The organism is Acinetobacter sp. 766875, assembly GCF_000582055.1.
Taxonomy (GTDB): Bacteria; Pseudomonadota; Gammaproteobacteria; order Pseudomonadales; family Moraxellaceae; genus Acinetobacter; species Acinetobacter nosocomialis.
Map to the genome: position 1 here is coordinate 1 of NZ_JEXX01000003.1, position 21992 is coordinate 21992.

General features: G+C 38.5%; 24 protein-coding genes and 2 rRNA genes. 8 read left to right on the forward strand and 18 right to left on the reverse strand.

Going from position 1 to position 21992, the window contains the following annotated elements; all coding sequences use genetic code 11:
• Together J576_RS04085 and rrf are read left to right on the forward strand one after the other, a co-directional pair.
• A 23S ribosomal RNA gene (locus tag J576_RS04085) occupies positions 1 to 301 on the forward strand; the annotation flags it as partial.
• Between the two features lie 179 nt (positions 302 to 480).
• A 5S ribosomal RNA gene (gene rrf, locus J576_RS04090) occupies positions 481 to 595 on the forward strand.
• 161 nt (positions 596 to 756) lie between these two features.
• On the opposite strand, the gene J576_RS04095 is transcribed toward rrf, so the two are convergent.
• The 3 genes from J576_RS04095 to J576_RS04105 form a co-directional block, all read right to left on the reverse strand.
• A complete protein-coding gene (locus J576_RS04095; protein WP_002051538.1) occupies positions 757 to 2130 on the reverse strand; it encodes a dihydrolipoyl dehydrogenase in 1374 nt (457 codons plus the stop codon).
• 82 nt (positions 2131 to 2212) lie between these two features.
• Complete coding sequence (locus J576_RS04100) at positions 2213 to 3409, reverse strand: hypothetical protein (RefSeq protein WP_002051320.1); 1197 nt, start codon at positions 3407 to 3409, stop codon at positions 2213 to 2215.
• Positions 3410 to 3771: 362 nt separating this feature from the next.
• A complete protein-coding gene (locus J576_RS04105) occupies positions 3772 to 4107 on the reverse strand; it encodes a protein tyrosine phosphatase family protein (RefSeq protein ID WP_002051574.1) in 336 nt (111 codons plus the stop codon).
• A 192-nt stretch (positions 4108 to 4299) separates the two neighbouring features.
• Between J576_RS04105 and J576_RS04110 the strand changes: the two genes are divergently transcribed.
• Genes J576_RS04110 through J576_RS04120 form a run of 3 tightly spaced genes read left to right on the forward strand, consistent with a single transcriptional unit; the run spans position 4300 to position 6052 of the window.
• The gene (locus tag J576_RS04110; RefSeq protein WP_002051327.1) at positions 4300 to 5196 is read left to right on the forward strand and encodes an alpha/beta hydrolase; all 897 of its coding nucleotides are present in this window, start codon (positions 4300 to 4302) and stop codon (positions 5194 to 5196) included.
• On the forward strand, positions 5197 to 5634 hold the full coding sequence (gene trxC / locus J576_RS04115) for a thioredoxin TrxC (protein ID WP_002051446.1): 438 nt from the start codon (positions 5197 to 5199) through the stop codon (positions 5632 to 5634).
• A 1-nt stretch (position 5635) separates the two neighbouring features.
• On the forward strand, positions 5636 to 6052 hold the full coding sequence (locus J576_RS04120; RefSeq protein WP_002051216.1) for an acyl-CoA thioesterase: 417 nt from the start codon (positions 5636 to 5638) through the stop codon (positions 6050 to 6052).
• Between the two features lie 66 nt (positions 6053 to 6118).
• Here J576_RS04120 and J576_RS04125 read toward each other — a convergent pair whose 3' ends face one another.
• The 3 genes from J576_RS04125 to J576_RS04135 all read right to left on the reverse strand — a co-directional run bounded on the left by J576_RS04125 (position 6119) and on the right by J576_RS04135 (position 7719).
• On the reverse strand, positions 6119 to 6625 hold the full coding sequence (locus J576_RS04125) for a nuclear transport factor 2 family protein (protein ID WP_002051498.1): 507 nt from the start codon (positions 6623 to 6625) through the stop codon (positions 6119 to 6121).
• Between the two features lie 75 nt (positions 6626 to 6700).
• Positions 6701 to 7195: a DUF4442 domain-containing protein gene (locus J576_RS04130; protein WP_002051154.1), complete on the reverse strand. Its 495-nt coding sequence runs from the start codon at positions 7193 to 7195 to the stop codon at positions 6701 to 6703.
• Positions 7196 to 7230: 35 nt separating this feature from the next.
• Complete coding sequence (locus J576_RS04135) at positions 7231 to 7719, reverse strand: YajQ family cyclic di-GMP-binding protein (RefSeq protein ID WP_002051423.1); 489 nt, start codon at positions 7717 to 7719, stop codon at positions 7231 to 7233.
• 91 nt (positions 7720 to 7810) lie between these two features.
• Between J576_RS04135 and J576_RS04140 the strand changes: the two genes are divergently transcribed.
• The gene (locus J576_RS04140; protein WP_002051246.1) at positions 7811 to 8125 is read left to right on the forward strand and encodes a rhodanese-like domain-containing protein; all 315 of its coding nucleotides are present in this window, start codon (positions 7811 to 7813) and stop codon (positions 8123 to 8125) included.
• Between the two features lie 51 nt (positions 8126 to 8176).
• Here the strand turns inward: J576_RS04140 and J576_RS04145 are convergent, their stop codons facing one another.
• The 4 genes from J576_RS04145 to J576_RS04160 are packed head-to-tail and all read right to left on the reverse strand — an operon-like array spanning position 8177 to position 11504.
• Positions 8177 to 10045 carry a bifunctional tRNA (5-methylaminomethyl-2-thiouridine)(34)-methyltransferase MnmD/FAD-dependent 5-carboxymethylaminomethyl-2-thiouridine(34) oxidoreductase MnmC gene (locus J576_RS04145; protein WP_002051398.1) on the reverse strand — a complete coding sequence of 623 codons (1869 nt, stop codon included), beginning with the start codon at positions 10043 to 10045 and terminating at the stop codon, positions 8177 to 8179.
• A gap of 23 nt (positions 10046 to 10068) precedes the next feature.
• Entirely contained in the window at positions 10069 to 10548 is a 480-nt protein-coding gene (locus J576_RS04150; RefSeq protein WP_002051472.1) for an SH3 domain-containing protein, read from the reverse strand.
• A gap of 4 nt (positions 10549 to 10552) precedes the next feature.
• Positions 10553 to 10855 (reverse strand): YciI family protein, encoded by a 303-nt coding sequence (locus tag J576_RS04155; RefSeq protein ID WP_002051453.1) that lies wholly within the window; start codon positions 10853 to 10855, stop codon positions 10553 to 10555.
• 34 nt (positions 10856 to 10889) lie between these two features.
• Entirely contained in the window at positions 10890 to 11504 is a 615-nt protein-coding gene (locus J576_RS04160) for a septation protein IspZ (RefSeq protein ID WP_002051143.1), read from the reverse strand.
• A 44-nt stretch (positions 11505 to 11548) separates the two neighbouring features.
• Between J576_RS04160 and J576_RS04165 the strand changes: the two genes are divergently transcribed.
• Entirely contained in the window at positions 11549 to 12400 is an 852-nt protein-coding gene (locus J576_RS04165) for a PHP domain-containing protein (RefSeq protein WP_002051475.1), read from the forward strand.
• 7 nt (positions 12401 to 12407) lie between these two features.
• Here the strand turns inward: J576_RS04165 and J576_RS04170 are convergent, their stop codons facing one another.
• Together J576_RS04170 and radC are read right to left on the reverse strand one after the other, a co-directional pair.
• Entirely contained in the window at positions 12408 to 13319 is a 912-nt protein-coding gene (locus J576_RS04170; RefSeq protein WP_004711921.1) for a bestrophin family protein, read from the reverse strand.
• A gap of 62 nt (positions 13320 to 13381) precedes the next feature.
• A complete protein-coding gene (gene radC, locus J576_RS04175; RefSeq protein WP_081400975.1) occupies positions 13382 to 14101 on the reverse strand; it encodes a RadC family protein in 720 nt (239 codons plus the stop codon).
• Between the two features lie 100 nt (positions 14102 to 14201).
• On the opposite strand from radC, the gene coaBC reads away from it, so the two are divergent.
• Positions 14202 to 15455, forward strand: coding sequence for a bifunctional phosphopantothenoylcysteine decarboxylase/phosphopantothenate--cysteine ligase CoaBC (gene coaBC / locus J576_RS04180; RefSeq protein WP_002051412.1), 1254 nt, complete (start codon positions 14202 to 14204; stop codon positions 15453 to 15455).
• 64 nt (positions 15456 to 15519) lie between these two features.
• Here coaBC and secF read toward each other — a convergent pair whose 3' ends face one another.
• The 6 genes from secF to J576_RS04210 all read right to left on the reverse strand — a co-directional run bounded on the left by secF (position 15520) and on the right by J576_RS04210 (position 21933).
• Positions 15520 to 16485, reverse strand: coding sequence for a protein translocase subunit SecF (gene secF / locus J576_RS04185; RefSeq protein WP_006580293.1), 966 nt, complete (start codon positions 16483 to 16485; stop codon positions 15520 to 15522).
• A gap of 8 nt (positions 16486 to 16493) precedes the next feature.
• Entirely contained in the window at positions 16494 to 18395 is a 1902-nt protein-coding gene (secD, locus tag J576_RS04190) for a protein translocase subunit SecD (protein ID WP_002051326.1), read from the reverse strand.
• Positions 18396 to 18446: 51 nt separating this feature from the next.
• A complete protein-coding gene (gene yajC / locus J576_RS04195) occupies positions 18447 to 18776 on the reverse strand; it encodes a preprotein translocase subunit YajC (protein WP_000051669.1) in 330 nt (109 codons plus the stop codon).
• Positions 18777 to 18874: 98 nt separating this feature from the next.
• Positions 18875 to 20008, reverse strand: coding sequence for a tRNA guanosine(34) transglycosylase Tgt (gene tgt, locus J576_RS04200; protein ID WP_002051247.1), 1134 nt, complete (start codon positions 20006 to 20008; stop codon positions 18875 to 18877).
• A gap of 242 nt (positions 20009 to 20250) precedes the next feature.
• Positions 20251 to 20820 carry a LemA family protein gene (locus J576_RS04205; protein ID WP_002051381.1) on the reverse strand — a complete coding sequence of 190 codons (570 nt, stop codon included), beginning with the start codon at positions 20818 to 20820 and terminating at the stop codon, positions 20251 to 20253.
• Between the two features lie 84 nt (positions 20821 to 20904).
• Positions 20905 to 21933, reverse strand: coding sequence for a hypothetical protein (locus J576_RS04210; RefSeq protein WP_002051288.1), 1029 nt, complete (start codon positions 21931 to 21933; stop codon positions 20905 to 20907).
• Between the last annotated feature and the right edge of the window lie 59 nt (positions 21934 to 21992).

Below are 21992 nucleotides of genomic sequence, written 5' to 3' on the forward strand. Positions count from 1 at the left end.
GTTCGGTCCCTATCTACCGTGGGCGCTGGAAATTTGAGAGGATCTGCTCCTAGTACGAGAGGACCAGAGTGGACGAACCTCTGGTGTACCGGTTGTGACGCCAGTCGCATCGCCGGGTAGCTATGTTCGGAAGGGATAACCGCTGAAAGCATCTAAGCGGGAAGCCTACCTCAAGATAAGATTTCCCTAGGAATTTATTCCTCTAAAGAGCCGTTCGAGACTAGGACGTTGATAGGTTGGATGTGGAAGCATAGTGATATGTGAAGCTGACCAATACTAATTGCTCGTGAGGCTTGACTATACAACACCCAAGCAGTTGTATATAAAGCATCAATCGATTCATAAATCTACAAACAAACTTGATTTAGTTATAACACTAGATAAAATGAACACAGTCAGATTCAATCAGCCCAGTCTGTAAAGATTTGGAAAACGCTTCGGCAAACAATAAGACCAAAGCAAGTATCCATAAACAGTTGTGCTGGCGACCATAGCAAGAGTGAACCACCTGATCCCTTCCCGAACTCAGAAGTGAAACCTCTTAGCGCTGATGGTAGTGTGGGGTTACCCATGTGAGAGTAAGTCATCGCCAGCTCATTATTCTAAACACCCCCAACTAAAATTGGGGGTGTTTTTTATTGCGCGGAATAAGAAAATTCTAGAAAACTCAGTTCCTAAAAAAACAAATTTGCACAGTTACTCTATTTTAGAGATATAGAGAGTTAACTTTAATTAAGCAAAACCTTCTAAGAATAATTATTTTAATTGCCTGCGTGCATGTTTAAGGGCAGTGCGTAAACCTTCTTCAAGAGTTGGATGATAAAAAGGTTTCTCTAAAATATCATTTAAAGTTAATTCTTCACCAATGATCCAACTTAAGAGATGAGCCATATGTTCTGTCGCCTCAGTAAATAACTCGGCACCAAGTAGTTTATGGCTTTTTCGCTCTATATAAACTTCAATAGCTCCTTTATTTTTTCCAAGAACAATAGCTCTTCCTTGTCTTTCGTAAGATGCTTCACCTGTGACAAAATCTATTCCATTGTCTTTTAGTTGTTTATAACTTTGTCCCACAATTGCCATTTCTGGATGACTAAATACTATGCCTAATGGAGTAAGAGTCTTAACTGAATTAACCTGTGGATAATTCAAACAGTTATAAACAACTTTTTTACCTTCATGTGCAGCTTCATGCTGTAATGGCGTTGAAGTATAAGCGTCCCCAGCAGTAAAAATTGGATAGTTATCTAGCTGTTTTGTTTTCGCATTTATAGGCAATAACTTAATATCCTGAAATGATTTATCAATATTCTCTAGTTTTAAGTTATCTAATAAGCTTGAACGACCTGTCGCGGATAGCACATACTCAGTTTGAAGAGACTTTTCTTCTCCATTGATTCTATAATTTAATATAACGCCACCAGAAGTAGACTTAACTTCGGCTGGTAATGTCTCAAATAAAAAGTTTAATTCTTTGCTTAACTCTTCTTGAGCAAGTTGCTGTAATTTAGAGCTAGTAAATATTCCAATTCTTTTACTACGAGCAAATATAGTTGTTTCCACGCCTAATCGATGTATAGCTTGTGCGATCTCAAGAGCAATTACTCCACTTCCAATAACGGCAAGAGATTTAGGTAGAGTATCTAATTCAAATATTTGGTCTGTGGTAATAAGGCGATCACCTAATTCTTGTTTCCATGTTTGATCATAATTAGGAGTGGAACCAACTGCCAGAATAAAGCTTTTTGATTGATAATGTTTACCATTTACTTCAATAGTTTCTGAATCAATAAAATGGGCTTTACCTGAAATTTTATGTTCAGTTGGCCATTGGTCTACATCTTTGAGAGTCGCCTTTGTAAAACGGTTACGTAAGTTTCTTACATGTTCCATAACCTGATCAGTATTAATGTCTACAAAAGCATTTAACCCAACTTCTTGAGCATTTTGGAGGTCATGCATACGATTTGCTGTAGAGATGAGGACTTTACTTGGCATACACCCTACACGTGCGCAAGTTGTATCCCATGGCCCATCATTGATAATTAAAATATTATTGGTATGTTTAACAGCCTCTTTATATGCGCTAATACCAGCAGTACCTGCGCCAATGATAATTATATCGAACATTGTGATTAAGCTATGCTAATAGATATTTAGAATATATAGAAAAACCCTCTTGAACAGAGGGTTTAGTTCTAATTATTTAGCTTTAAAATGTAAATTTTTGCTCAAAAGGTGATTTTAAAGCAGTTGAAACAGTTCCATTTTGATTAATAGACTGTCCTTCAATATTTATACTATTAATTACATGTTTGAAATTTAATATAGTTCCATTCGAAGACTGTTTAAAAGTGAAAATATTTTGTCCTTCCAGATAGATGCTACCATTAAATTTCTGTGTATTCGTTGTTGGAGATTGATTCTCAACGCGACTTCCTTCAATACCAGTAATACTTGGTAAACTCAATACTTGATTACCATTGAGTTTCACTTGATATGTTGCATTATTCGTATTCCCAGGAGTCGAATTTACAACAAATGAAATTGGTTCTGCGTAAGGAACATTAGGGTTATCATTGATAAGTACGTTAAAACCAGATCCCCCTTGAATTACATATAGATCACCATCAGTTGATGTATTATCTTTATATACGCTCATTGCACCTGTAGTGACTTCTTTTTCAGTTGGTTGACCTGTTTGTGGATCTTGAACAGTAGTCGTTGTGGTAATTTTATAATCGCTTGTCGTTGAGTTAATTAATACAAATCTCTTTTGTTTGGTTTGTTGAAGTCCCCATGATTGTTGGAATGGATATGCAAAAGCTCCAGTAATAGTTATATCTTGGAAATTTTTATCCTTATTTTCATTTTCAAAAATATAAATTCTGGTATTAGATTGATAATCCTGTAGATTTGGAGAGATATTGTCAGACGCGAGTTTAATATTCTTTAAATCATCTGCTGTAATATCAAAATCCCAATCATTATAACCTGTAAGTAATGATTTTATTTCTTCCCCTTTAAAAACGTAGCAGGCGCGATAGTCTGTAGTACTATTAATAAAACATTTGTCACGATAGTGATCTGAAAATTTAGTGAGATCTACTTTTCTAATATCGAGAGTTAACTTTAAAGGTCCTTGTGCGAAAGTATCTAATGCATGATCGATATAACCTTTTGATAAATTTTCATCATTAAGATCATAGGCACCAAATAAATATTTTCCTTCTTGCTTTACACTATTTAAAACAGAAGTAGCAAGTTCCTGATTTTTTGAAGGTGTATTTGGCGTTGTTGTTGAATCAGAACTTGAACTTTGATCATAATAGCCTCCACTACCTCCCCCACCACAAGCTGATAAAAAAACAGCTAAAGTAACCCCACATACCCCTTGAGTAAGTTTCATCATTATCCCCATATAAAATGATATGTTATTTAAAATAATTTTTAGTTTTATAAAATAACATATATTTCATGAGGTTGCTCACGATATTTATATTAAGAAGTTTGTATTAGATACTTGTTCCCATACTAACACCTACGGTAGGCCGGACCTGCATAGATGAGCATGCACTAAGAATAAGACAACTGACCAATAAAAATATAAGTTTATTCATAAGAGAACTGAGAAATTTAATGTGATTTGAATACTTTAGCTGAAAATTATTTATATATATGTTGAATTGATACAGTTATATATATTCTTTTTATTAATAAAAGCTCTACTTTTAAGGAAAAATAGAGCTTGTCGTTGGCTCATTCAATAATTTAATCGTCTAATAAATCCATTTGTTTTGCTAATTGATAAAGATTGTTTGAGCGGTTTCCTGTTCGGCAAAACATGAGAACAGGTTTTGGAAGTTCATTATAGTGATTTGCAAAAGTACGGACATCAAGCTCAGTAATTTGACCTGCAACTACAGGTTGGTAAACGTAATCTAGTCCTGCCTGACGTGCTGCTTCTTCAATTTGAGCGCTTGTTGGTTGTTCTGGACCGCCTTCCATATCCGGACGGTTATTAATAATAGATTTAAAGCCTTTTTCTACAACTTGATCTACATGTTCTGGACCAATTTGACCTGCGAAACCAACATTATCTGACATTTCGTCACTCCAAAATTTAATAAAACCTCTTATGCTGTATCATAGCATTAAGCTTAACCTGAGATACAAGACACTAAAACGTTGTTCCTACATAGATAAAAGTTATGTAAAAGAACAACTATAGATTTTTAAAAGGCGATCAGGATGTTTTTTGTAAATTCATTACTTCGACCATAATGCCACGGAGCACATATGCACGCTTATACGGTTGAGCCTTTATATGTTCCATGTGATCAGGAAATGATCGCAGCTGACTTTTATATTCCAAAAACAAATAATAAATCTGCGGTAATTATCATGGCACATGGTTTTGCCGGATTGCGTCAATTCAAGCTTATCCAATATGCACAGCGTTTTGCACAGGCAGGCTATGCTGTGATTTTATTTGATTATCGATATTGGGGTGGGAGTACAGGTAAGCCCCGAGAAATGATTTCTATCAATTCTCAATTAGAGGATTGGAAGACCATAATTCAATACGCCTCCACCTGTAAGCTTATCGATAATAGAAGGATTGTATTGTGGGGAACATCTTTAAGTGGTGGATATGCTCTAAGTTTAGCTTCTGAATTAAAAAATATTCAGGCCATTATGGTACAAATTCCATATGTAGACGGTGCTGAAACAGCAAAACTATATCCATTACAGCGTTATCCCCAAGCTTTAAAGTTGTCGAGCCAAGATTATATGGGCTCTAAGATGGGCCTTAATCCCAAGAGATTACCTGTTGTTGACCAATTTAAATTATGTTTTATGCCAACAGCAGATAGTTACTATGGATATTTGTCGATTGTGAATCCAGATTATTATTGGAGTGGCGAAGTCCCTGCGCGTGTTTTTTTTAATTTGATGCGTTACCGTCCAATTCAACTCGTCCGTCAGATTAATATCCCAGTTTTATTTATTGCTGCTCAGCATGATTCTTTAATTCCAATTGAGTCTAGTCGTGAAGCTGCGACCAATATTGCTCCTTTTGTGAGTTATCATGAGTGGGATATGAAACATTTTGATTTCTATCACGGCGCATGGTTTGAAAAAGCAGTGACGACCCAATTAGAATTTTTACATCAACATATAGGAGTGATGTAAATGATTATTGTATGTGCATCGTGTGGTGCAAAAAATAGAGTTCCAGAGGAAAAACTTAGTGCGCAACCGAGTTGTGGCCAATGCCATCAGCCATTACTTCCGCTTGCACCGATTGAGTTAAATGAACAAAACTTTAGTAACTATATCACGAATAGTGATCTGCCTATTTTGATAGATTTATGGGCAGAATGGTGCGGACCTTGTAAAATGATGGCGCCACATTTTGCGCAAGTAGCAAAACAGAATCCACGTGTTATTTTTGCCAAGATTAATACTGAAGAGTCTCCTCGCTTAAGCCAAGCATTTAATGTGAGAAGTATTCCTACCCTTGTATTAATGAATAAAACCACAGAAGTTGCTCGAATGAGCGGCGCATTACGTGCTCCTGAATTGCAGCAGTGGCTAGATCAACAACTTCAAACGAATTTCGGGAGCTAAGGTGTCAGAAGCTTATACCAAACCAGAAGGAATTTTATCCTTACAAACGATTGCCATGCCAGCAGATACAAACTGGAGCGGTGATGTATTTGGTGGGTGGATCGTGTCACAAATGGACTTGGCTGGAGCAATTCACGCTGAGCGTTTTAGTCGTGGACGTTGTGCCACGATTTCCATTAATCAGATGACCTTTTTGGTTCCGGTAAAAGTAGGCTTTGTGATTAGCTGCTATACCAAAATCTTAAAAGTAGGTAATACCTCTATTCAAATGCAAATTGAAGTTTGGGACAGTCATGATGATTCTCGTGCTCCAATTCGTATCACCGAAGGGGTGTTCACCTTTGTTGCTGTTGATGTAAAAGGTAATAAGCGTCAAATTCCTGAAGAAGCGAAGCAGAAGTTTTTAGAAACTCAATAAAACATTTAAAGCCTGAATATCAGTATTCAGGCTTTAATTTTTCTTTAAATAGTTTAATTTTTAAAACTAAAACATTGTATTAGAGTTTTTACTTTGTTCGGGAATGTTTTGTATAACATCCCAGTGCTCTACAATTTTTCCATTTTCTACACGGAAAATATCAACAATTGCTCTGCCTCTATCTTTGTCATTTTCCGTAGAGTGGACGTGTAAAACCACCAGATTACCTTCAGCGATTGCGCGCTTAATTTCATTTTTTGCTTGTGGATTTTTTTGGAATTTCTCAGTAAAGAAATTCACGAAAGGAGCCTTCCCATCAGGAACGTTGGGATTGTGTTGGATATATTGATGACCAATATAACGGTCGGCATATTCTTTAACTTGATGTTTTAAAAAGACACCTTCATAAAAGTCGACTACTATTTTTTTATTTTGAGCACTTATTTTATCGATTGACTCAGTTTTTGTTTGAACAATTTTATTGGTTTTATTTGTGGGTTCGGCAGCGTGAGTCGTCACAGCTGTAAATATAAAACTGGTAAATAACGAGGATAGGATCAGTATTTTTTTCATTGTGACCTCAAGATATAAAGTTATAGTTTTATATCTTGAGGTAAATATCAATCTAAAAATATTTTAGATTAGTTATCATTTCTTACGTTTAGGTAACCATGCCCACAGCATTTGACATTGAATCGGTTCATTACCCGCATCATCAATAACGGTAACCGGAATAACAAGTTCACCCTTCTCATGATCAGCAATATATTTTTGCTGTTCTGCAGAGAGAGTCGCTGTTGCTGTCAAACCACCTTCAACAACTTTTAAATAATCAACATGTAATGATTTGATTAATAAAATGCGGTTATCAGGAATATGTAAACCCGTTAAAAAACCTGTTGCAGTCTCTGCTAAAAGTGCCATTGCTGCCGCATGTACACCTTTAATATGATTCTGCATGTTTTTCTGGTTCTCTAAACGAACAGTTACATGGTTTACATCTACTTCTAGATAGCGAATATTTGCTGTACCCACCATTGGCACAATACGGCCAAATGCCTTGCTCCAAAGCGTACTTCGAACACCTTTAGGAAATTTTGAAGTTGCTTTTACCAGTTTTAATAGTCGATTGGATTGAGACATGGGATTACCTTAACTTTGAATGTCGCTAAAAGATATTAATCTTTAAAGTTATTAAACTGTAATGGCACACCGAATTGTTGTTCACGTAAAAAAGTCATGACTTGTTGCAAAGTGTCACGTTTTTTATCGGTCACACGGATTTTGTCGCCTTGAATAGAAGATTGCACTTTAACACCGCTTTCTTTAATGGCTTTATTAATTTTTTTTGCTGTATCAGAGTCAAGACCATCTTTAAGCTTAATGACTTGTACAAAATTTTTACCTGACGCAGCAGCTTTTTGTGGATCAAGTGCCTGCACATCAATTTTACGTTTATAAAAATGATTTTCTAACATGTTATAAACTTGTTCACACTGGAAATCACTTTCTGTACTGATTTTAATCTCTTTATTTTTTTCATTTAATTCGATAGAAACATCGTGACCACGGAAGTCAAAGCGTGTTGCAATCTCTTTTTGTGTGTTTTGAACCGCATGATTAACTTCAAATAACTCTAATTCAGAAACAATATCGAAAGAAGGCATAGTTTAGACCTTTACAAAGTGAAAGAATATTTGAGATGCTAAGAGGGTTTTCTTCATTTGCCAAGTGTTGTTTACATCAAAGGAGTGCACAATGATCCGTAAACAAGAAATTACAACATTTGAGTTCCCAGAAAACGCTGTTATCTGGGATGTCCGTGATTCAAGTGCTTATGCAGAAGGGCATGTTAAAGGTGCGGTAAGTCGCCCGATTAATGATTTAAATGCTGATATTTTGAACCAGGTCGCTGCGGATCAGCCGATTTATATTTTATGTGGTGGTGGTAGCAAAGCTCCTCGTGCAGCTGAGAAACTAGAAGACTTAGATGCCTCGCGTGAATATGTCGTGCTGATGGGGGGGACGCGTGCAGCTCGTGATGCAGGTTTACCTCTAGAGCAGGGCGCATAAAAAAAGCACCTTCGGGTGCTTTTTTATTGGAACAAAATTTTCTCAAGTACACTATTGAGATTGGAAATAAGGTTTCTTAGGTTTAACTTTCTTTTGAAAGCGCTCGGCACTTAATTTCTTTAATAGGCTTTTTGGAACAGGACAAGCTTCACCTAAAATTTGGGCTACAAGTATTTCACTGCAAAGCGGTGCAAATAAAAAACCTTTTGAACCTAGACCTGCAAAGGTAGAAATACGGCTTTCACTCTGCATTTTGCCTACAAGTGGGAAATAATCTGGACTTTGAGCACGCACAGCTGCTCGACCTTGCCATTGTTCTACAGGTGGTAATTGTTTTGCATAAGTAGGGAAGACACTGTGGATTAACTCAAAGTTATGCACATGATCGTCAAGCTGTACTTCTTCATCTTCTCGGTTTGGATAGAAAGATGCCCCTAGAATAAGTTGAGAAGAGTCAAGCTGCATGCAATAGCCGCCATAGCTATACGCTTCGTGTAAAGGAAGAGGTCCAAAAGAATTATCAACCCAGCTTACTTGTCCACGTATTGGCTTTAAAGGAGGATAGTTATCAAATAAAGCAGCACTTTCTCGGGCACAGCACACCACAACATGGTCTGCCTCTGCAATGATTTCATTATCATTCTTTAATTGAACTTTATTTTCAAAAGAAACAAGTGCTGTGATATTGGTAATTTTTAACTCAATACTTGAATGCTGCAAAATTTCATCACGTAACTGGTGTGGAGAAACTGCTCCGGCCTCGCTTAATACAATGTGTGGATAGTCCGATTCAAGTGAGCTTGTTTGATGTGTAACAATATCAGCAGGATATTGATCAGCAAGATCGAGAAGATCTTGGGCATTTTTTAATGCCATTTGCTGTATTTGAATTGGGCGAAATGCTTGAAAGTTTTTATAGAAATTCAACGCATGTTGCCAGCTTAAAGTCATTAGATGTTCATGACTTTGTTCAATTGGGCATAATTTAGGATTGAGCAGTGCTAAAGGGTTGCCAGAAGCCCCTGCTAAAGGCGCTGTACGCTCGAATAGAGTCACCTGATGCCCACGTTCGGCAAATGCCCAAGCTGTGCTTAAACCAGCAATCCCTGCGCCAATGACGGCGATATGCTGCTTAAAATGAGAACGGATGAGATCTGGTTCTGATGCAATTTCTTCACTTAAAGGTAATTTCCAAACGGCTTTAAGCATTTCTCGTTTGTGTCCAAAACCGCGAGGACGTGAAATATCAATGCCATGAGCTTTTAGTCCACGTTTGAGAATACCAGCTACACTAAACGAGGCGAAGGTAGTGCCATAGTCAGAAAGACGTACAATATTGTTTAAAACGTTTTGTTCCCACATATCTGGATTACACGAAGGTGCAAAACCATCTAGGAACCAAGCATTCACTGCTTTCGTTTTTACCATAATTGGAAAAATATCTTGCGCATCTCCTAGCCATAGATCGATGCTAAAACGTTCTTCTGGAAAACTTAAACGATGGCAACCTGCAATAGGCAAGGGATATTGTTCAATAAGTTGTTTCGCAAGTGGCTTAAGCTCATCCCATACATCGAGTGCACGGATGAGATCTGCTTTGCTTAAAGGAAATTTTTCTACGCTAATTGCATGTAAATGGCTGTGGTTATTAGGACGGACCTGCTGCCAAAGCTGCCAGAGTGCAAGAATATTTAAACCGGTACCAAACCCGGTTTCTCCTACACTAAAATATTCAAAGTCTTGTAAATTAGCTAATCGTTCTGATAGGTCATTGCCATTTAAAAATACATGTCTTGTTTCGAGCAGACCATTATCTTTGGAAAAATAGACATCACCAAATTGTTTGGAAATGGGAACCTCAATACCATCAATAGATTCCCAATCCAGCTCAGCAGTTTGTATACGGTTTGATTTGTTCATTCGGTTTAATAAGTCGCTCAGAATTACCACTGACGACGACGTTTGGTGTAAACATAACTAGCGATAAAGAAACCAAGTAGTACGCCGCCTGCTAGTGTTACTGCGCCATATAAGAACATTTGAGCACTACGTTCACTTTGTAAAACTTGTACCTGAACAGACAAGTTATCGTTCTTTAGCTGTAACTCTTGGTTTTGTGCAAGTGCTTCAAGATTTGCATGTTCTAGCTGTTTAAGACGAGATGCCTGATCTTGAACTAAAGCTTTGATTTTTGCATCTTGCTGTTGCTTATTTTTTGCGATTTGTTCTGCGGTAAGCGGCTGTGCTGTAGTTGCCGCCGTTGTAGCGGTCGGTTTGGCTACAGTTGCAGAAGTAGGCGCTGGTTTAGGCGCCTGAGTTGAAGGCACAGTAGATGGTGTTGCTGGTGTCGCAGCAGGTTCAACTGCTCCAGCAGTTGAACATATCAAACACAAGCCAAGAAAGCTTTTGGTTGCAAACTGCATGCGTTTACCCTTTTGGAAATGCTTTATTAAACGGTTTGACATCAATATGGCTATAAATGCCTTCTTTCAAAAATGGTTCTTCTTTTAACCATTCATCTAAAGCTTCACGGCTATCAAACTCTACAATCATAGTACTACCGTAAAAGCCAGCCTGTGGATCATTTGGATCTTTTGGCATAGCTCCAGCGGCAACAAGACGACCTTCATCATCAAGTTTTTGTAAACGTTCGATATGTTGAGGGCGTACTGCTAAACGTTTCTCTAGAGTTCCTTCGTTATCGGTACAGCTTAGAACAAAAAAAGGCATGTCATCGTATCTCTATAATCAAACCGAAATCACATTAAGCATCTGTTGACTTAAAATGTTTGCGTAAAATAATGAACTGAATAATGATAAATGAAAACATGACGATCATGTCACCAAATGCCGTAAATTCACCCCAATATTTTCCGCCATGAAATAAAAACGCGAAGAAAATATGTAAACCAGACATGACGACAAACATAGCTGCCCAAGCGAAATTTAAATTTTTCCAACCTTTTTCACTTAGCTCTAAAATTGGATCAAATAAACGTTTAATGAGAGGTTTACGTTCCTTACCAAACCAAGGTGAAACTAAGAAAGCACCAGCAAATACTAAGTTCAAAATTGCAGCTTTTAAACGAATATAAAAATCATCGCTTAACATGAGTGTAATGCCACCAAAAATAACAGTCATAAACAGTACAATCCACTGCTGTTTATCTAGGCGGAATTTTTGAATGATGAACAAAGCACCATACACGATAAGCATTGAAATAATTAAGCCTGTTGTAGCGACCAGAATATTATTGTTATTTACACCGCCAGCGGAACCGATCAATTTTAGCAACGGGTGATGAGCATTCGCAGGATCAACAGTTTTATATAAATAGAAGAAAATAATTAATGGAACAAAGTCCAGAAGTGCTTTCATGTTAGAGTATCTGATCAGGTTTGGTGAATGGCATAGTATAAAAGATGCAAGGCATAGATTTACATACACATAGCAATATTTCTGATGGAACTTTGTCTCCGGAATTGCTGGTGCAAGCTGCTGTGGATGTGAAGCTGCATACCTTGGCGCTTACTGATCACGATACAATGGATGGCTTACAGCGTGCAAAGAAAGCAGCGCAAGCCCATGATTTAAAAATTATTTCTGGTGTTGAGATCTCAAGCCAATGGTCTAGACCAAGCACAAAAAAAAGCTATGGCGTGCATATTGTGGCTTTAAACATGCAAGATGAAGCACCAATTTTGGAAGCATTAGAACAACAAAAAAGAATTAGAGCACAAAGAGCAGAAGTTATTTGTGAACTATTAAAAAAGTGTATTGGCTTTGATATTTATCAGGATGTGCTTGATAAAGTTGAAAATCAACCAGACCGTATTACCAGAACACACATTGCCAAAACCTTAGTTGAAAAGAATGTAGTGAGTCGTCCTCAACAAGCTTTTGACCGCTTTTTAAAAGAAGGTAAGCGTGCCTTTGTAAAGTTTGAAGGATTGGGTTTAAAAGAAACGATAGAGGTTATTCATAACAGTAAAGGCTTGGCAGTTTTAGCTCATCCAACTCGTTATGATTTATCTGCAACTAATACACGCTATTTGATTGAGTTATTTGCGAGTTGTGGTGGTGACGCCGTAGAGTTGCCGCCGCCTGTAGATCCTTTATCTACTCGCCAAATGATTGATCGTATGATTGATCAGCATCATCTGGCGGTTTCAATTGGCAGTGATTTTCATGGTGAAAATATGCCATGGATTAAATTAGGTAATACGCCTAAGCCAAAGAGTGATCAGTTGGGTATTTGGGAACGTTTTCTCTAATAATGTCCTAGAGTAAGTTGTTATCTTGAGCTTGAATTGGAGGAGGTGTTGGTTTACCCAGTGTTCCTAAAAGTTCAATTTCAATACTACGTACCATTGCATCTAATGGTAAATCATTACTTTGAGTACCAAAAGGTTCTTCAATTTCAGAGCTTAGGGCATCTAAACCTAAGAAAGTATATGCCAAAATTCCAACCAGTAAAGGTGTTGCTAAGCCAAGCAAAGAACCTAAGCTAAATGGCAACATAAAACAGAAAAAGTAAACAGTGCGGTTGAGCAAGACTGAATAAGCAAAAGGAATAGGAGTATTTGCAATACGGTCACAGCCAGTCTGTACAACACTTAAATCTGCAACATTTTTATTCATTTGAGCATAAATAATATCTGAGATTTCACCTTCTTTAAGCGCTTGTAATAACTCCCATTGAATAAGACTGAGCGTATATTGCGGCGCATTATTTTGTTGGTATAGCTGAGTCAATGCTTGTTGACTCATACCACTGGTTTGTATTAATTCGGTTGGGTTGGCCGTTTGGCGGCGTAAACGGTCACGTAACACATTTGCAAACACAATAACGTGATGAATGACTCGTTCACGACGGGCTTGAGTTAAAATACGACAGTCGCGGTCAAAGTGACGTGAAGTTGCAATGAGTACACCCCATAGTTTCCGTGCTTCCCACCAGCGGTCATAACACGCCGTATTTTTAAAGCCTAAAAAAATAGAAAGTACGACGCCAATTAAAGTGAAGCCAACTAAAGGAATTTCTGGAAAACGGTAGAGATTAATATATTCAACCCCACCAATGATTGCCGAAATCAGCATTACCACCCCTAAAGAGGGCAAAATTTTTGGTAATATCGTCCCTCGCCAAGAGAATAAAACTTTAAAAATACTGGGCTGTTCACGAACAATCATTTTATTTTAAACGTCGCTATTTTTGTTTTTGATATTCTAAGCTTAGTGATGCTTTGTCAATATCATTGAACGGCTATTGAAGTAGGGTTGAGCAGTTGTTGTTCAGCAAATGAAAAGCTACCTTCTGGCGAGATAATAAAATGGTCCAGTAGACGAATTTCTAAAAGCTGACAAGCCTGCTGGAGTTGCTCTGTGAGTTTAATATCTTCGAGAGAGGGCTGTGCGGAACCAAATGGGTGGTTATGAGCTATTACCAATTGGCAAGCGTGCTGTTGTAAGGCATAACGTAAGGTTTGATTCACTGAAACGGCGCAGTGTTGAACTGAACCAAAAAATAACTTTTTAAAATGCAATTTTCGTAGTTCGGCATCTAAGCAAAGTACCGCAAAGACTTCCTGTTTTTCACCTTTTAACTCATAACGCAAATAATCTAGAACTAAATGAGAAGAATGAAGGCTTAGTTCAGTTTGACTAAAATGATAGTCGAGATAACGCCGTCCAAGCTCTTTTACGGCCAGTAATTGGGAATACTTGGTAGCTCCAATACCATTAAATTGAGCTAATTCATTGTAAGATGCATCGAAAACAGCGTTTAGACTACCAAACTGTTGAATCAGTAAACGTGCGAGCTCTACTGCTGAATGTTGACGTGAACCTGAGCGAAGAAAGATCGCGAGTAGTTCAGAGTCAGAAAGGCTTTGAGGGCCTTGTTGTAATAACCGTTCTCTTGGCCGTTCTTGTTCTGGCCAATTTTTAATAGAAGTATTCATATTCCCCAGCAATATTCTGCTTAAAAATTTATTTTGTTTGCCCAATCAATCTTGGGTCTGCGCGTATTTAATGCTATTGTGAGCGCCACTGCAACAGAAAGGTATCCTGTTCGTGAGCTTTGATTTAAGTGTTATTCCTCATAAAAACATTGTTTTAGCTGTTACAGGTGGGATTGCTGCCTATAAGAGTGCCATTTTGGTCCGTCGTCTTAAAGATTATGGTTTTGACGTTCGGGTTGTGATGACACACGGAGCTCAAGCATTTATTATCCCTCTAACGTTTCAGGCTCTTTCTGGAAATCCTGTACATACCGAGCTTTTAGACCCAGAGGCTGAAGCTGGAATGGGCCATATTGAATTGGCTCGTTGGGCTGATTTGTTACTGGTTGCTCCGGCAAGCTGTGACACCCTAGCTAAGTTTGCTAATGGTTTGGCAGATGACTTACTCAGTACTTTATTTTTAGCAACTAAAGCACCTGTGTGGGTTGCACCAGCAATGAATCAGCAAATGTGGGCTGCAAAAGCAACCCAGCGTAATTTGCAAACGCTAGTTGAAGATGGTGTACATGTGATTATGCCAGATTCAGGTGAACAGGCTTGTGGAGATGTTGGTTTAGGCCGTATGCCGGAACCGGAAGAAATTGCAAGGCAAGTGGCGGGTTATTTCCATCAAGCCCAACGTGCGATTGCTGAAAAATTTGGGTTGTTGGCAGGTAAGCGAGTTGTGATTACTGCTGGACCAACACGTGAAGCGATTGATCCTGTTCGTTATATCTCAAATCATAGTACTGGAAAAATGGGCTTTGCTTTAGCGGCTGCATGTTATGCGGCGGGCGCAAAAGTGACTTTAATTGCTGGTCCTGTAAGTTTAGATACGCCAAATGGTGTTCAACGTGTAAATGTTGCATCTGCACGACAAATGTTAGATGTCAGCATGAGTTCACTTGAGACCGGATGTGACATTTTCATTGCTACAGCGGCAGTAGCTGATTATCGCGTTGCTGAAGTGGCTGAGCACAAGATTAAGAAAGCAGGGGATGAGCTGAATGTTTCCCTTGTAAAAAATCCGGATATTGTGGCAACTATTGCCGCTCAGGAAAAACGTCCATTTATGGTGGGCTTTGCTGCCGAAACGCAAAATGTCGAAGAATATGCAGCAGGGAAACTCGTTGCTAAAAAGCTAGATATGATTGCATGTAACGATGTTTCTCGTGCCGATATTGGTTTTGCTTCGGATGAAAATGCGATGACTGTTTTCTTTGCCCAAAGCTACCATATGAAAAAGCGTGAGTTAGAAAAAGCATCGAAGCAAGAAATTTCTCAACAATTGGTTGAAGCAATTTCGGATGCTTTACGCCGTAAATAAATTTTGCACCAAATAAAAAAAACCGCGAATAAATCGCGGTTTTTTTATAGTCTTATTTAGACAATCAAGGAATTTCATCTTCAAATTCAGGTTTAACCTGAACGATAAAGTCCTGACGGTTAAGACCACGCCACAATGCAAATGCTGTACCGATATAAATCGAAGAATAAGTACCGACAAAGACACCTACAAACATTGCAACAGAGAACCAGTGTAAGCCATCACCGCCTAAGAACATCATTGCAAGTACTACAAGCAATAATGTCATTGAGGTATGAATAGTACGACGTAAAGTCTCAGTTAAGGCAATATCCACGATTTCACGTGGAGTCGCGCCGCGAATTTTACGGAAGTTTTCACGTATACGGTCTGATACCACGATGTTATCGTTAAGCGAGAAGCCAATCACCGCGAGTACAGCAGCTAAAACTGTAAGGTCAAATGGCCATTGGAATAATGCAAAAGCACCAATAATGATGATGATGTCATGGAATAAAGACATTACAGCACCCATCGCGAGTTTAAACTCAAAGCGAATGGTCACGTAGATCAACATTAAGATAAGTGCAAGAGCAACCGCTCCAGCTGAACGAACATAAAGCTCATTACCCACTTGACCGCCTACAGAATCCACTTTATGAACTTCGGCAGCGTTATTTGGTAATTGCACAGCTTTGGTAATCGCGTTATTAAGATCTTCAACCTTAACTTCTTGTACCGGCATACGCACGAGTAAGTCTTTATTACTACCTAGCGTTTGTACTACGGCATCTTTAAAACCAGCTTTGTCGAGAGCCTGAATAACTTCAGACTGATTTGCTGGTTGCGCATAGTTAAGCTCGGCAGAAACACCACCTGTAAAGTCCAAACCTAAGTTAAGACCTTTAGTCGCGATAAAGAAAATACTCGCTAAAGTAATAAGGATCGAGAAGATTGCTGCTGGTTTAGCAATCTTCATGAACGGGATGATTTTTGCATCATCCGGACGACCATATTGTTTTGAAGGTTGTTGAGTCACTTTAGTCATCATAGATCTCCTTAAATGCTCAACTTTTTCAAATTACGGCGTTTGCCATAAATGATTTGTACAATTGCGCGTGTTACTGTAATTGCAGTAAACATCGAACATACGATACCAATCATTAATGTTACGGCGAAACCTTTAATCGGACCTGTACCAATTGCAAACAGAATGAATGCAACGAGGAACGTAGTTAAGTTCGAGTCAAAGATCGTGTTATAGGCTCGATCATAACCTGCCACAATGGCCTGTTTGGGTGAGGCACCCCAGAGCATTTCTTCTCGAATACGCTCACATATTAGTACGTTGGCATCGACCGCCATACCAATAGTAATAACGATACCGGCAATACCTGGTAAGGTGAGTGAAGCCCCTATCCAAGACATAACGGTTAAAATCATTGCCAAGTTAAATACAAGTGCAAAGTTCGCAATCAAGCCGAATACGCGGAAGAACACGACCATCCATATTGCAACGAGCAAGAAACCGATTTGAGTTGAGAGTACACCTTTATCGATGTTTTCTTGACCAAGGCTTGGACCAACCACACGTTCTTCAACGAAGTACATTGGCGCAGCTAAAGCACCAGCACGTAGCATCAATGCAAGTTCAGATGCTTCTTGAGGTGAACTTAAACCGGTAATACGGAAAGTTGAACCTAAAACAGCTTGAACTGTTGCAGCATTAATGACGACAGATTCGGTATATGGTGTACGAACTTCTGTTTGAGCACCAGTTTTTGGATCTGTAACATAGCTAATCTTTTGCTTGTTTTCGATGAACAATACCGCCATGCGTTTACCAACAGCATTACGGGTTGCATCTGACATGAGCTTACCACCAGCACTGTCGAGCGTAATATTTACTTCGGCACCGCCAGAGTCTTGGCTAAAGCCAGAACTTGCATTTTGAACACGTTCACCAGTCAAGATACGGTTACGTTGCAACAGAAGCTGACGACCGCTATCTAAAGATTGATAAGCAAAAACTTCTGTACCCGGAGGTAAAGGTTGACCGTTATATTTACCCGTATATGGGTCAATATATTGATCATTTAAGTCAGATACTAAACGGAATTCGAGGTTAGCAGTACGACCTAAAACACGTTTAGCTTCTGCTGTATCTTGAACACCCGGTAATTCAACGACAATGCGGTTGCTACCCTGACTTTGTACTAATGCTTCTGCAACACCAAGTTCGTTAATACGGTTACGTAGAGTTGTTAAGTTCTGATTGACTGCATATGCCTGAATTTCTTGACGACGTACATCAGTATAAGTGAGTTTTAAGGTAGAACCTGTCGTGCTCGCTAATGCCTGTTGGGTATATTCATTACCATTACGGCGTAAAAAATCCATTGCTGCATCACGATCAGCGTTGTCAGCAAATTGAACAGTGATCACATTATTATTTAACGCAAGGTTGTTAAATTTAATTTTGTTTTCACGGAACTGACGACGCAAATCAGTGGCAGAGGTTTCCATACGTTGGGAAATGGCTTTGTCCATATCTACTTCTAGCAAGAAGTGAACACCACCACGTAAGTCTAAACCAAGTTTCATTGGTTTAGCCCCAATTTTTTGCAACCATTCTGGTGTAGTTGGTGCAAGGTTTAGGGCAACAACGTATTGATCACCTAAGTCACGGCGTAATACTTCTTTTGCTTTTAACTGCGCTTCAGAAGAGCTGACACGCAAGAGAGCAGCATTATTTGTAAAAGTATTATCGTGGCTTGCAATATTTGCTGTTTTTAAAATTTGCTCTGCTTTTTGCACCACACTTTGATCAATTTGGGTACCAGCTTTGGCACCGGAAATTTGAACTGCGGGCTCATCCGGATATAGACTAGGCAGTGCGTATAATGTACTGACTACCAGAACAACCAGAATCAGTAAATATTTCCATGCAGGGTAACGCATTCGCTTTCTTCTTAAATGAAAAAGCCGTGCTAAAGCACGACTGTTTTATGATTAAAGGTTATTTAGAGTGCCTTCAGGTAATACAGAAATTACGCTGGCACGCTGAATTTTTACTTCTACACCACGGTTAAGTTCAACAACCGCATAGTCACCTTCAAGTTTGGTTACTTTGCCCATTAAACCGCCAGCAAAAACAACTTCGCTACCTACACCTAAGCTTTCGATTAAAGAACGGTGTTCTTTTGCGCGTTTTGCTTGAGGGCGCCAGATTAAGAAATAGAAGATTGCAACGAATACAACAATCATCAAAATGTTTGGCAAAAGACCAGGGCTTTGGGCTGCTGCTGGAGCTGCATGTGCAGTAGAAATGAACAAGCTCATTTTAATTTCCTAAAGTTAAAAAATATGAGTCAGATACCTGACATAATCCTAATTCGTTTTGCAATTTACCTTGTCTTGAGGTTGAGCGCAAATCTCGCTTATTCATCGATAGGGCAAGGTGGAACTTCTAATCCACGGCGGGCATAAAAGTCCTGAACAAATTCATCAAAAGTGCCATTATCTAATGCGTCACGCATACCTTCAGTTAAACGTTGGTAATAACGTAAGTTATGAATAGTACCGAGCATAGACGCCAACATCTCTCCACATTTTTCAAGGTGGAACAGATAAGCACGGGTAAAGTTCTTACATGTGTAGCAATCACAGTGTGGGTCAAGTGGTCCTTGGTCATGGCGATATCTACTATTACGAATACGTACCAGACCATCAGTGACAAAATAATGACCATTACGTGCATTACGTGTTGGCATTACGCAGTCAAACATATCGACACCACGGCGCACTGCTTCAACGATATCTTCTGGTTTACCTACGCCCATTAAATAGCGAGGTTTGTCATGTGGCATTTTGTTTGGAAGATAATCTAAAACTTTGATCATCTCTTCTTTTGGTTCACCTACAGATAAACCGCCAATTGCATAACCATCGAAACCAACTTCAAGAAGGCCATTTAAAGACTCATCACGTAAGTCTTCATACATACCGCCCTGAATAATGCCGAATAAGGCATTTTTATTTTTAAGCTCATCGTGGTGATGCGTTTTACAACGTTTTGCCCAGCGCAAAGAAAGCTGTAATGATTTTTGTGCTTCTTCATGTGTTGCAGGGTACGGTGTACATTCATCAAAAATCATGACGATGTCAGAGTTCAATACATGCTGAATTTCCATTGAAATTTCAGGCGATAAAAACACTTTTGAACCATCGATCGGAGAACGGAAAGTAACACCTTCTTCCTTAATTTTACGCATAGCGCCAAGACTAAATACTTGGAAGCCGCCAGAGTCAGTTAAAATTGGCTTATTCCATTTAATAAAGTCGTGCAATCCGCCGTGTTGCTTGATTACTTCAAGGCCCGGACGCAAATATAAATGGAAGGTATTACCTAAAATAATTTGTGCCTGAATATCTTCGATATCACGCGGCAACATGCCTTTGACTGTACCGTAAGTCCCCACTGGCATAAAAACAGGTGTTTCAACAACACCGTGTTCTAAAGTTAAACGACCACGACGGGCACGACCCGACTGACCTAATTTTTCAAACTTCATCTAAAAATCCTGAACAATAGCAAGCAATACCGTAGGGCAGTGCAAGGGCGAAAAAACAGTTCGCTGCTAAATAGGGGCTGTAACATTATGAGCTTTAAACGGGAAGACCAATTTAAAAACACAAATAGCCCTAAAAATAAGAGGGCTATTTTCCTTGATTCTGCCAAGTAGTTCTACTACTAAATGTAGCTGGCTATAAAATAGGTCAATTTTCCGATTGAATGACCACTTTTTTATTTAGACTAAAAGTTAGGTTTGTAGTCAAAATTGTCTGTAGCCAAATTATCGCGAAAAGGACGAATTGCTTTTTTAGATAACGTCATTGTATTGATCAGGTTATTTGGGAACACTTCAATCTGGTTGTTAAATACTTCGACATTGCGGTTAAAAATGCTGATTGCAGCGCCAACATTTTCGTTTTGTTCCTGAATATCATCCATCATTTTACTATAGAGTGTATCTGCTTTTAATTCAGGATAGTTTTCAACTACGACATTTAGGCTGCGGATCAGCTCTTTGCTCATTTTTTCAATCTGCTGTAATTGAGCAATATCAGTATGGTCGACATTTAAACTTAGAATTTGTTGACGTAAGGCAGTCACTTTTTCTAGAGTCGACTTCTCGAACTGAGTATATTGATTGAGAGTAGTTTCTAATGCTTCAAGTGTTTTTACTTTTTGGCGTTCGAAATTTGCAACCTCAGCCCAAGCGCGTTTGGTCGCGTTAAAATAACGCACAATGCTGTTACGAATGTGAATGCCCCATGCAATCAGTACAACGAATATCCCCAAGAAAATGAATAAACCTTTCATTTTCACTCCTCTTATTTTTATTCCCTCGTTGAGCCTTTTAACTTCTTATTTTTTATAAGTTGCCAGTTCAGCACTACGAGAGATTTATTTAATTAAATTAAGCATTAATTGTTGAAATTTTTCATATTGCGGCATGGTCATGGTACGTAAATGTCCACGTAATGCTGGAATATCATGAATTTCACTACGTTTGCTGGTGGTTTGAAAAAGATCTTGCTCACCGAGATAACATAATATTTGCTCTTCCTGATGATAAATTAAATCACCGGTAAAATGTTGAAAAAAATCATGAAGTTTTAAAGTTAAACTTGGACTAATTTCTTTAGCTAACTGGTGCTGGTCAGTACCGAAGATATTGAGCTTTTGGTTAATCAGAATATCAGTACTTTGCCATTCGCTTAAGTAGGGTGCAAAAAAGCGAGAACGTTGATTACTTACAGCAATACCTAAGGCTGGCATCTGAAAAATAAAAGCACCCCATAAGTCTTTATGAATCTCTTTTACTATTTTTTTATCGCTGTTTTGATCTTGAAGAATAGGTAAATTATTTACATAGTGGTATTTAAATAGCAGGACTTGATGATTTGTAATGCCATCATTCCATGTCACTGAAGCAAACTCTGTAATTTCATTCGCTTCATTGCCTCGATTAAACAATGGAAAATATTGTTTTAGTCTGCTCAAGACTAAAATGGGTTGGGCTTGAATTGGAAGATAAGCGGGTAAGTATTGAAACTGTAAGCCATAACGTAAAGCAGTCATACGCTTTTCTAAATAGTGAATGACTTCGGCTAGAGGTTTTTGCGGTTCATAGAGCAAATAGGCCAGAAAACCCGTTAAAAATGCCCATAACAGACTCCAAATATATTGAATATGAGGATGAAGAAAGTATCCAAATAATAAAGTCGTAATACTGCAAATACCTAACAAATGCGGTAATACATTAACAAAACGCAGGTTATGATCTTCACGCCATGGATGTAATGCGTTTAAGAGTTCTTGATCTGTTTGTGACTTTTGTCCCGCGTCCCAAAGTCGAGCAATATTACGAAAGACCTGTGTATTTTTTTTACGTCTTATATGAAGTGCTTGTTGTACGGTATCAATTGGCATGAAGGTAATGAGATGATTATCATAAAGTGCTAAACCTAGATTATCCTTTAAATTGAAAG